Source organism: Nocardia neocaledoniensis (assembly GCF_029868625.1).
GTDB classification, from domain to species: Bacteria; Actinomycetota; Actinomycetes; order Mycobacteriales; family Mycobacteriaceae; genus Nocardia; species Nocardia neocaledoniensis_A.
Window position 1 is genome coordinate 1 of the sequence record NZ_JARWOJ010000191.1, and the last position, 11,367, is coordinate 11,367.

At 70.4% G+C, this 11,367-nt stretch carries 7 protein-coding genes; 1 reads left to right on the plus strand and 6 read right to left on the minus strand.

The features are described 5' to 3' along the window. Positions 1 to 487: 487 nt before the first annotated feature. From QH270_RS13990 to QH270_RS14015, 6 genes are all read right to left on the minus strand, one after another. Positions 488 to 844: a hypothetical protein gene (locus QH270_RS13990; protein ID WP_280341826.1), complete on the minus strand. Its 357-nt coding sequence runs from the start codon at positions 842 to 844 to the stop codon at positions 488 to 490. 520 nt (positions 845 to 1,364) lie between these two features. Next, positions 1,365 to 2,303, minus strand: a complete 939-nt coding sequence (locus QH270_RS13995; protein WP_280341829.1) for a sigma-70 family RNA polymerase sigma factor — start codon at positions 2,301 to 2,303, stop codon at positions 1,365 to 1,367. A 10-nt stretch (positions 2,304 to 2,313) separates the two neighbouring features. After that, positions 2,314 to 3,501, minus strand: coding sequence for an NAD(P)/FAD-dependent oxidoreductase (locus tag QH270_RS14000; RefSeq protein WP_280341832.1), 1,188 nt, complete (start codon positions 3,499 to 3,501; stop codon positions 2,314 to 2,316). Positions 3,502 to 3,580: 79 nt separating this feature from the next. After that, on the minus strand, positions 3,581 to 4,630 hold the full coding sequence (locus QH270_RS14005; RefSeq protein WP_280341835.1) for a Gfo/Idh/MocA family protein: 1,050 nt from the start codon (positions 4,628 to 4,630) through the stop codon (positions 3,581 to 3,583). Between the two features lie 45 nt (positions 4,631 to 4,675). Beyond that, on the minus strand, positions 4,676 to 5,644 hold the full coding sequence (locus QH270_RS14010) for an Acg family FMN-binding oxidoreductase (protein ID WP_280341836.1): 969 nt from the start codon (positions 5,642 to 5,644) through the stop codon (positions 4,676 to 4,678). A 258-nt stretch (positions 5,645 to 5,902) separates the two neighbouring features. Beyond that, positions 5,903 to 7,135 carry a PucR family transcriptional regulator gene (locus tag QH270_RS14015; RefSeq protein ID WP_280341840.1) on the minus strand — a complete coding sequence of 411 codons (1,233 nt, stop codon included), beginning with the start codon at positions 7,133 to 7,135 and terminating at the stop codon, positions 5,903 to 5,905. Positions 7,136 to 7,403: 268 nt separating this feature from the next. Between QH270_RS14015 and QH270_RS14020 the strand changes: the two genes are divergently transcribed. Further along, positions 7,404 to 11,367: amino acid adenylation domain-containing protein (locus QH270_RS14020; protein ID WP_280341843.1), on the plus strand; the 3,964-nt coding region annotated here is incomplete at its 3' end.

Consider the following 11,367-nt stretch of genomic DNA (forward strand, 5'->3'; position numbering starts at 1 on the left):
CCCTATTTTGGGGGGGTGGGGGGGTTTTGTTATTTATTAAGCCGGCTCGGTTGTTTTATATTATATTTCCTTTACCCCGGCCCCCACCACTTTTTTCCCCACTTTTCCAAAATCTTGGGGGCCGGGGAAGTGGAGGGGGAGTGCACGGGAGGCGGTCGAGTCGTCGGTGGCGCCGCTCATCCGCGCCGGTGAGGGCTGAAGGTGCCGGCCGGGCGTTTTTGCAGATCGCCGAAACGCGCTACAACGGCTCGAGCCGTGTGATGGCGACAGAACGACGGCCAGTGGGCGCATGCAAGACGCTGCGCGAGTGTGCGAGACCCGGGCATGAGGAAGTAAAGGGCGAAGCATGGACTGCAATGCTGCATGCAGTGCGCGAAGTTGCTCGTGAACCACTCCTGACCGGCCGCGTTCAAACGCCGATAATGCACATTATGTCAAGTAACGTGCGGACAGCTACTGCCCCGCATCGACACTCGGGATGGTTCGGTCAGCGAGGCGTGAGGGTGATGGCGCCGATTTCCACTCCGCCGAAGAATGCCGGGCCCGCGTAGCCGCCGCGCCCATCGCTGTTCATGACGACCCGATGGCCGGGAAAGAGGTCCACGTAGCCACCCTCGGGTGTCGAGATGATCGGATAACGGCCGATCAAGACCAGTTCCCCACCCTCGACGCGGGCATCACGTTGCAGGAGCACGACGCCGCCCGACCAGGTCGTGGAAACATAAGGACCGGGTGCGACTTCGGCGGACGCATGACCGGCCGCGCCGAAGAAGATGGCCGAACCCGCGGCCGCGGCGATCGCTGCGGACCGGACCACCGCTGGTCCGGCGGCGCGTATGGACATCGTCGTCTCCTGTCGCCTGGGGCTACCGATTGTACGCCCGTCGACTCCGGTTCACCTGGTCGATATTTCGGGGCACCGGTAAAGGGGTTCGCCGCACGCGATACTCCCCCGGACCACTGGTGGCGCTCGAATGCGCGCCACCAATAGTCATATTCTGTGGCTGGCTCAGATGAAGAAATTGAAGATTACACTCGCGAGCCACTGGAAGAAGTCCACGACCATTTCACCCACCTCCCTTCCGCTCGAATTGTCGCCGGTCGGAATCTTCACTAGTTAGGCGACGAAAAGGTGGTTGCACTAGGTGTTATCGGAATTCCCCGCAGAACGTTAGCGGAAACATTGCTGTTCATAGGGCTGATCCGGGCACCGGTGATTGCCACCCATCCGCCCGGGTGGGGTCAACGAATGCATGTCAGGCGGGTCGGTTCGTACTTTCCATGTACCCACAACACTCCCCCGTGGCCGACCCGCCTACCCTATTCACTTGCCATTCAAACCTATTGTTTTCGACTGCGCCGAGTCACCAGGCCGCGACGATCGGTGCACCATGGTCCTGTCGCTGCCATTCGGCACCAAGGCGTGCAATTCGGCCGGGTCCGGCAATTCCCCGCACCTCCGCGATCTTCTCGCCCCGGATATCCAGAACGGCGATCCCGAGTACGCGACCGTCGAGGGTGAACAGCATCGCCGGGCTCCCATTGACCATGCCGGCGTGAATCGCCGGCGAACCGCCCGCGAGCTGGTACTTGGCCGGTGACGGCTTCAGCCCCGCGCGCACCGCGGTCGCGAGCCGCTTCGGCGTCGGGAACCGGATCAAGGGATCGGCCAGTCCCCCGACACCGTCGGACAACCCGTGCGCGTCGTCGGTCAGCAGGGCCACCAGGCGTTCGGTGCGGCCCGACGAGGCGGCGGCGACGAACGCCTCCACCACGCGGCGGGCGGCCGCATGATCGGCGGGTGTGGTGATGCGGGCGGCGGCGATGCGCCGCTTGGCGCGGTGCGTGTGCTGCTGACTGCTCGACACGGAGATGCCGAGGATCTCCGCGATCTCGGCGTGGCTGTAGGCGAAGGCCTCGTGCAGGACGTAGGCCGCGCGTTCGACCGGCGCGAGCCGTTCCATGAGCGTGAGCACCGCCAGGGTCACGGACTCGCGCTGTTCGGCGGTGTCGGCGGGCCCGAGCAGCGGATCGCCGTCGAGCAGCGGTTCGGGCAGCCAGGTACCGACCGTGCGTTCGTGCCGGGCCTTGGCCGAGCGCAGCCGGTCCAGTGCCAGGTTGGTGACGATCTTGGTCAGCCAGGCCTCCGGCACCTCGACATACGCGCGGTCGGCGGCCTGCCACCGCAGGAACGCGTCCTGCACGGTGTCTTCGGCGTCGGCCGCCGAGCCGAGCAGGCGGTAGGCGATCGAGGCCAGCCGCGTCCGGCTGGCCTCGAATCGGGAGACGGCGGCAAGGTCCATGCGCACGAATCTATCCGGCGACCAGTCCGGGTGCGGGCGCCCGGCGCACGGACCGGTAGTTGTGGCCGGGCCTGCCGAAGGTGGGGTGTGCGAGGCTCCACGCGGCGGTGTCGAGGATGGTCGACTTCACGCGGGCGGCGGTCCGGCCGCACAGCGCCCACGAGCGGGCGTGCGCGTCGCCGTCGACCAGCTGGAAGATGCCGTCCTTGCGGCCGAGGCTGATGTGGTTGCCGACGTAGGGCTGGGCGGTGGTGGCGATGTCGCGGCCGGTGCGATCGCCGATGATCGCGGCTGTCGCCTGCATGCTGGTGGATCCCGCGGACGCGCACGACATGGGCAGCGGGCGGCCGTTGTCGCCGACGACGAACGCGCTGTCGCCGGCGACGTAGACGTCGGGGTGCGAAACCGACCGCATCTGCCGGTCGACGACGATCTGCCCGTTGGGTCGCACTTCGAGGCCGCTGGCTGCCGCGATCGGGTGCACGGCGAATCCGGCGGTCCACACGACGGCGTCGGCGGTGAATCGTGTGCCGTCCGCGGCGATCGCCGCGGTGGCGTCCACCCGGTCGATGGTGGTGTGTTCGTGGACGGTGATGCCGAGCCGGTCGAAGGCGCGGAACAGGTGGCGTCGGGCTTTCGGGCCGAGCCAGCCGCCCGCTTCGCCGCGGGTGGCCAGGCCGACGCGCAGGTGCGGATGGGATTCGGCGATCTCGGTGACGGCCTCGATCGCGGTGAGGTTGCCGCCGACCACCAGCACGGTGCCGTGCTCCCCCAGTTCGCCGAGCCGCTGGCGCAGGCGCAGCGCGGCGGGGCGGGCGGCCACGTGGAAGGCGTGTTCGGCGACGCCGGGGACGTGGTCGACGGCGGCGGTGCTGCCGAGGGCGTAGAGCAGGGTGTCGTAGTGGAGCTGGTCGACGCCGGAGTCGTCGACGACGGTGACGCTGCGCCGCGCGGGGTCGATGTCGCTGACCCGGGCCACCCGCAGCTGGATGCTGGTGCCGGCGAAGATCTCGGTCAGTGGCCGGTGGCGGAGGTCTTGGCCCGCGGCGAGCTGGTGCAGGCGCAACCGTTCGACGAAGTCCGGTTCGGCGTTGACGACGGTGAGCTCGAAATCGTCCGCATGGAGTTGCCTGGCCAGGTATCCGGCGGAGAAGGCTCCGGCGTATCCGGCTCCGAGGATGACGATGCGGTGCTTCATGGTTCGCTCCTGTCTGGTTCGCGTGCCCCTTGAACGGGACAGCGCGCGAATTCCTGACAGGCTCAGGCAGTGATGTGGGTCACAGTTCGGGCAGGTGTGCCGGGCGTGATCCTTCCCGCAGGGAGCGGGCGCCGGCGACGCCGACCAGTGAGGCGGCGACGGCCGGTCCGACGGGGATCAAGGGCGCGGCGCCGTGTTCGACGGTCGCCCGGAATCCCTCGAGGATGCGGACCGTACCGACGGCTTTCGGTTCGACGATTGTGCCGTCGGGCAGGGTGACCGGTTTCGGGGCGCGTTCTTCGTCGCGAACGATGCCGTCGGGCGCGGTCCAGGCTTCCCTGCGGACCCGCACCGACCACGCGCGCTCCCCCGGCGCCCGCAGCGACTCGGCGATTCCCGCGGTGCCGCGGATCGAGACCCAGCTCCAGTGGCTGTCCGGTTCGCCTTGGAGGAAGCCGTGGCGGGCGATGGCCAGTCCCCCGCCGCTGAGCCGGACGACCAGGACGGCGGCAGTGCGGGGGTCGGTGGTGTCGACGAGGAAGGCGCTCACCTCGGTCGGCTGTTGGCCGGTGAGGGCCAGGATCGGCGACAGTGTGTGGGTGCAGTAGGCGGTGGGCGCGATGCGGCCGCGCCAGTGGCCGGGGTCGCCGATCAGCATGGTGACGTCCTCGGGGGACATTCCGTGCAGGTAGTCGGCTTCGATGAGGGTGACGCGGCCGATCTCCTCGTTGTCCACGGCCTCGCGCAGGAGTTCGACGTGCGGGTGGAAGACGTAGTTCTCGGCGAAGGAGTAGGTGGCGGCGGAGCGCCGCTCGGCCTCGATGAGGGCTGTGGCCTGGTCTTCGTCGGCACAGGCGGCGGCTTCGGAGAGGACGTGGATGCCGCGGTCGAGGAAGGCGATGGCCGGTGGCGCGTGTTCGTCGAAGTCGTTGGCGAGGATGACGGCGTCGAGGTCGAGGTCCAGCAGTGCGGTCCAGTCCTCGTAGAGGTCGGCGCCGGGCAGTGCGGTGGCCGCGTCGGTGCGGCGTTGTGCGTCGCGGTCGCAGCCGGCGACGACGTCGATGCCGAGCTGCCGACTCCACGAGGCCAGGTACAGGCCCATTCCCAGTCCGACCACTCCGATGCGCATGGTCACAGGTCTAGGCAAGGGACCTGTTGCGCGTCAACCGATTTGTCAGCCTACGAGGACGTCGGCGAGTGGCCGGCGCGGCGTGGATTCCAGCGGTGTCGCCGCGAAGGGCATGACGCCGAGGCGGAGCATGACGTGCGGGTAGGCGCATTCGCGCAGGACTGTGGCGCGGATCTGGTCTCGCAGGTCGAGCATGCCGAGGGGTTCGGATTGCAGGCTGGTGGCCAGGCCGCGGTAGGTGGCTTGCAGGAGCATGGCGCTGGTCGCTTCGCCGGCGCGCAGCTGGGCCAGGCTGTCGTCGCGGGGCGTGCAGACCACGAGCCAGTGTGCCGAGTCGGGGCCGTCGGTGAATTCGGCGAGTTCGGTGCCCGCGAAGACCCGCATGGGGATTTCCTCGGGTGACCGGGCGGCGGGCGCGTTCCTGGCGGGGACTCCGGTGGCGGCGCCGTGGCAGCCGCTCCATTCGGCCAGTTCGGCCTGGTAGGCGGCGTCGGTGGCGTGACGGTCGGCGGCGCGGCGCATGGGGGCGGCGAGCTGGGTGAGCAGCGGGTCGGGGACGTGCCGTGCCGCGGCGCCGTAGCGAGCGGCGCAGCGGGTGATGGCGCGCAGGTCGGTCGTGGCGATGGGCAGGCCGGGGTAGCGGCGGCGGTCGGACTGGCGGACGTGGATGGCGGCGGCCAGGCGGATGTCGAAGTCGGTGGGCGGCCGGGCGGTGAAGGTGAGGGTGGCGAGGTGGTCGGGGCGGGCGGGGTCCGGCATGCGGGTGATGTCGGCGCGCCAGCCGAGCATGGCGAATGCGACCTCGAGGTGGTTGAGGGCGGCGCCGCAGCTCACGAGGAGGGCGCGGGCGCGGGGGTCGGTCGCGGCGAGCTGGCGTCCGAAGTCGGCGTACAGGTCGACCCGTCCCCGGGTGATCTTCCATCGCCAGGGTTGGGAGTTGTGGACCGAGGGGGCGCGGACGGCCAGCTCCAGTGCGTCGCGGCACGTGGCGGTGCTCGGCGCGGTGTGTGGCATGGGGCGAACTTCCCTGTGGTGGTGGTTCGGACGCTTTTCGACTGTAGGTGCCGGGCGTGTGTATCGACCACCACGATGAGGCCGTGACGGACCGGTGACCTGGCATCGCTGCGCTCCCCCCTGGCGTTCCTGGCCCGTCAGCGCGCGGATCTCGCGGTCGGGCACTCGGGGCGGGCTGGGGTGGGCAGTGGCGAATCTCGCACGTCGAGATCTTTTCGTGATACTCGATACTGTGCGTCACGCACAAACCGGCCGGACTCAGATCGGCCGGGTGAGGACCTGGCGGTACCAGCGGCAGATGCCGAGGGCGAAGCGCAGCTCGAAGGTGTCGGTGTCGAGCGAGATGCCGTAGCGGCCGGTGAGTTGCTGGATGCGGTACTGCACGGTGTTGCGATGCACGTCCAGGGTGCGGGCGGTGCGGGAGTAGCTGGCGCCTTCGGCGAGGAACACCTCGAGGGTGTGGCGCAGGAGTGCGGCCTTGGGGGTGTCGGCCGCGAGCGGGCCGAGGACGCGGCGGGCCAGGTCGGCGAGTTCATCGGGCTCGTCGGCGAGCAGGGCGAAGGGGGCGACGGTGTCGTAGCCGGTGACGGTCGGTGCCGTGGCGCCCGCCGACACCATGAGCGTTTTGGCGCGCGCGGCGGCGCGCGCGGTGCGCCGGAATCCGCTGAGGCCGGTGCCGACGGGGCCCACCGCGACCCGCACCGGTAGGCCGGCGGCGTTGATCCGGTCGGTGAGCTCGTCCGGGCCGACGCGCTGTCCGGGATCGGCGGGGAACCAGATCCGCAGGGCGCGGTCGCCGGTGGTGGCGACCAATTCGGTACCGCCGGAACGCATTTCGGTGGCCAGGAGCCTGCGGGTCTGGTCGAGGGCGCGGACGGTATCGGTGGCTTCGGGTGTCGTCCACACTTCGGCGGCCAGATGGTGCTGGTCGAGGCGGTAGTCCAGGGCGGCTTCGGCGGCGGCGAGGTCGACGTCGTCGCTGTCGAGCAGCCGGGCGATCCACTGCTGGCGGGCGGCTTGGCGGCTGCTGAGCCAGCGGTCGCGTTCGGCTTCGTAGATGCGGCCCATCGAGGAGTTGAGGCGGTCGAGGTAGGTGCCGGCGAACGCGAGGAGTTCGGCGATTCGGGCGGCGTGATCGGGTCCGGGGACGGCCAGGATCAGGCCGATCGCGGCGTCGAGCAGCCGGTACTGGCCGAGCCCGTAGGCGCGCAGCAGGACGGTGAGCGGGACGCCGCGGCGGGCGAGCCGCTGGGCGTAGGCGGCGGCACCTGCGGGTGGAGTGACGGTGGCGGGGTCGATGTTGTTGGCCAGGACGTATTGGACGAGGGCGATGTTCTCGGCGATGCTGGCGGCGCGCATCTCCGCGAGATCGAAGGCGAGGTCGGTGACGGGGATCAGTCGTTCGGTGACCCGGATCAGGTCCTCGGTGACGGCGTCGGTGAGCGGGCCGAGTGCCTGGCCGACCCACACCAGTGATCCGTATGCCGCCACCGGCCCGCTCCGTTCCTTGCACAAATTCTGTCGACGGAATTGTGTCATGCGCACAAATTTCAGTGGCGGGGTTGCCCCGGAGCGGGGTTGCCCGCCGATTGTGTGGTCTTGACACCGCAACCTGTGGTGTCATGGTCGCCGAACGCCCCGAGATCGACTCCTTTCAGCTTGTTCGACCTGGTCCACCCCCGGTAGGCCCAGAATCCGACAGGGTTCATGGATCATCGCGACACCGTGGGGCCGAACAGGTGAAGGATGTAGTGCTCGGATGGGTGAGGTTCGTCGTGCGACGCGTGGTCGAGGCAATCGCAAGGCGAGCACTCCGCTCTTCACGCAGCTGCTGACCGCCGCGGTCGATACCGCCGGTGATCGGGTCGCGCTCGTCTGCTCCCCTGCCGATGGCGTGCGGCGCGAGCTCACCTACACCCAGCTCGACGAGCAGTCCTCGCGGGTGGCGCGTGCGCTGATCGCGCGGGGTGTCGGCCCCGGTGATGTGGTGGCGCTCGGTGTCACCCGTTCGGTCGAGTCGGTGCTCGCGGTCTGGGCGGTGGCCAAGACCGGTGCCGCCTATGTGCCGGTCGATCCGGGGTTGCCCGCCGAGCGGATCGCCTTCCTGGTGGCGGATTCGGGTGCGGTGCTCGGGCTGACCTGTGCGGAGCACGCCGTCGTGCTCGGCCACGGGGTCGACTGGGTGTCGGTGGACGACCCACGGATCGCCGAGCAGCCCGCGCATCCGATCTCCTACCTGGACCGTGTCCGTCCGCTGAGCGCGCAGCATCCGGCCTACGTCATCTACACCTCAGGCTCGACGGGGCGGCCGAAGGGTGTGGTCGTCACCCACGCCGGTCTGGGTGCGCTCGTGTCGGCGGCGCGGGAGCGGTATCGGGTGGACGCCGAGTCGAGGGTGCTGCACGTGTGCTCCCCCAGCTTCGATGTGTCGGTGCTCGAGCTGCTGGTCACCTTCCAGGCTGGGGCGCGCCTGGTGGTGTCGCCGCCGTCGGTGTTCGGTGGTCCCGAGCTGGCTGATCTGGTGGGCCGGGAGCGGGTGACGCACCTGCTGATCACGCCGGCAGCGCTGGAGTCGGTCGATCCGGGCGGCCTGGACACGGTGCGGGTCGTGGTCGTCGCGGGTGACGCGTTCGGGCCCGCCCTGGTCGAGCGGTGGGCGGTCGAGGGGCGCGCGTTCTTCAACGGGTACGGGCCCACCGAGGCGACGATCCTGGCCACGGGGAGCGGGGAGCTGGCGCCGGGGCAGCCGATCACGATCGGTGCGCCGTTCGCCGGTGTCGGCGCGGTGGTGCTGGACGCGCGATTGCGGCCGGTCCCGGTGGGGGTGGCCGGTGAGCTGTATCTGTCGGGTCCGGCGCTGGCGCAGAGCTATCTGGGCAGGCCGGGTCTCACGGCGGACCGGTTCGTGGCGTCGCCGTTCGCCGGGGCCGAGGGCGCGCGGATGTACCGCACGGGTGATCTGGTGCGTCGTACGGCTGGGGGCGAGCTGGAGTATCTGGGACGTTCGGACTTTCAGGTGAAGGTGCGCGGTTTCCGTGTGGAGCTCGGTGAGATCGATGCGGCGCTCACCGAGCATCCCGAGGTGGACTTCGCGGTCACCGTCGGCGTGCAGGCCGATTCCGGTGCGACCGTGCTGGTGTCGTATGTGCTTGCCCACCAGGGCGTTTCGGTGGACACCGCGCGGCTCACCGAGTTCGTCGCGGCCACGTTGCCAGGGCACATGGTGCCGACGGTGGTCGTCGTGCTGGACGAGCTGCCGCTGACGCCGAACGGGAAGCTCGACCGCGGCGCCTTACCCGTGCCGGTGTTCGGTTCGGTGGGGTCGCGGGCGCCGCACGGTCCGGTGGAGACGCGGATCGCGGAGCTGTTCGCGCAGGTGCTCGGGGTGGAGCGGGTCGGGGCGGAGGACTCGTTCTTCGCCGCCGGTGGCGACAGCATCCTATCGATTCAGCTGGTGACCAGGGCGCGCGCGGCCGGGATCGCGTTCACGCCGCAGGAGGTGTTCGAGCAGCGCACCGTGGCGGGGTTGGCGCGGGTCGCGGTGCTCGGTGGTGAGGCGGGGGCGAGTCTGCCGGAGCTGCCCGGTGCGGGGGTGGGCGAGGTGCCGTTGACGCCGGTGCTGGCCGCGATGGTCGCGGGTGACCGCGTGTTCGGCCGGTTCAGCCAGCAGATGGTGCTGGCACTGCCCGAGTCCGTCGACCGGGACGGTCTCGTCACGGTTCTCGGCGCGGTCATCGACCACCACGACATGCTGCGTGCCCGGCTGCGGCACAGCGACGGACAGTGGCGGCTCGAGACCCTGCCGCCGGGCAGCGTCGACGCGCGCAGCCTGCTCACCACGCTCGACGTCCCTGCCGGCGGGCCGCTCGACGCGATCGCCGAGGCCGCCATGGAGGCCGCGCTGGCCGCTCTCGACCCGGCCACGCGCATGCTCTCGGTCACCTGGCTGCGCAGGACCGACGGCCCGGACGGGTTGATCGTGGCCGCGCACCACGCGGTGATCGACGGTGTGTCCTGGCGAATCCTGGTGTCGGACCTGGTGGCCGCGTGGGCGCGGTACGCGGCGGGACAGCGGATGGCGCTGCCCGCGGTGGGGACTTCGTTCCGTCGCTGGGCGCACGGATTGGCCGAGGCCGCGCCGGCGCGACGCGACGAACTCGACCATTGGCGCGCGACGCTGGCGGTTCCCGATCCACTCGTCGGCGACCGGGCGCTGGATCCGGTGCTCGATACCGCCTCGACCGTGCGCACGTTCAGCGTCACGGTGCCCGCCGACGTCACCGAGGCCGTCCTCACCGAGGTGCCGACGCGGTATCGCGCGGGCGCCGAGGACGGTCTGCTCGCCGCGCTGGCGGTGGCGGTGCGCACGTGGCGGTCGCGACGTGGCGTCGACGCGCCGGCCACGCGGATCAGGCTGGAGGGTCACGGCAGGGAGGCGTCGGCGGTGCCCGGCGCGGATCTGACCCGGACGGTCGGCTGGTTCACCAGCATGTATCCGGTCGCGCTGGATTTGAGTGGTGTCGACCTCGACGACGCTTGGCGGGCAGGCGCGGCGACCGCGACCGTGGTGAAGACGGTCAAGGAGCAGCTGATCGCGGTGCCGCGCAAGGGCATCGGCTTCGGCATGCTCCGCCATCTCGACGCGAAATCGGCCGAGCTGCTCGACGGTGAACTGGGCCAGATCGGCTTCAACTACCTCGGCCGGATCTCGGCGGGTGAGGTGTCGCCCGATCTCGCCGGGAGCGGCTGGTTGCCGACCGCGGACTGGGGCGAGCCGGCCGCGGGCCAAGACCCGGAACTGCCCGCGGCGGCGGTGATCGACGTCAACGCGCTGGCCACCGAGACCGACGCGGGCGTACGGTTGCGGGCGTCGTTCTCCTATGCCTCCGGGATCGTCGACGAGGCGTCGGTGCGGGAGCTGGCCGAATGCTGGACGGCGGCTTTGGCGGTGCTCGCCGAGCATGTGCGCGGTCCGGCCGCGGGCGGGCTCACTCCCTCCGACGTCGCGCTGGTGCGGGTCGGCCAGGACGAGCTCGACCGCTGGCATCGGGAACGGCCCGGCCTCACCGACGTCGTGTCCCTGGCGCCGTTGCAGCTCGGGCTGTTGTTCCTGGCGCAGGTGTCGCCCGAGGACCCGTATCTGGTGCAGTTGGCGGTCGAGCTGGCGGGCGAGGTGGATCTGGCACGGCTGCGCCGGGCGGCGCAGGTGGTGCTGGATCGGCATGCCATCCTGCGGACCTCGTTCGGGACGTCGCCTACCGGGACGCCGGTCGGGTTCGTCGTCGAGTCCGTGGCGGTGCCGTGGCGGGTCGTCGACACCGAGCCCGCGGCGGCGAGTGAGTTCCTGGCCGCCGAGGCGAGGACCGGGTTCGATCCGGAGGTGGCGCCGCTGGCGCGGTTCACCGTCTATCGCCACACCGGAACCCATCTGGTGTTGACGGTGCATCATCTGTTGGTGGACGGCTGGTCGATGCCGTTGCTGATGCGCGAGCTGCTCGTGGCCTATGCGGCCGACGGCGCGCCGTCGCCGTTGCCGCCCGTGCGCCCGTACCGCGAGTACCTGAGCTGGCTGGCCGGACAGGATCGGGACGCGGCCCTGCGCGGCTGGGCCGAGGCGCTGTCCGGGCAGCGACCCACCCTGCTGGCGGGGGGGGGTTGGCCGCCCCCCCCCCCCGCGCCCGGCCCCCGCCCCGCCCCCGGGGGGCGGGGGGCCCCCCCGGGCG

Excerpts from the sequence above, each read along its gene's own strand:
- QH270_RS13990 (WP_280341826.1), bottom strand. The coding sequence starts at position 844 with ATGTCCATACGCGCCGCCGGACCAGCGGTGGTCCGGTCCGCAGCGATC.
- QH270_RS13995 (WP_280341829.1), bottom strand. The coding sequence starts at position 2,303 with ATGGACCTTGCCGCCGTCTCCCGATTCGAGGCCAGCCGGACGCGGCTG.
- QH270_RS14000 (WP_280341832.1), bottom strand. The coding sequence starts at position 3,501 with ATGAAGCACCGCATCGTCATCCTCGGAGCCGGATACGCCGGAGCCTTC.
- QH270_RS14005 (WP_280341835.1), bottom strand. The coding sequence starts at position 4,630 with ATGCGCATCGGAGTGGTCGGACTGGGAATGGGCCTGTACCTGGCCTCG.
- QH270_RS14010 (WP_280341836.1), bottom strand. The coding sequence starts at position 5,644 with ATGCCACACACCGCGCCGAGCACCGCCACGTGCCGCGACGCACTGGAG.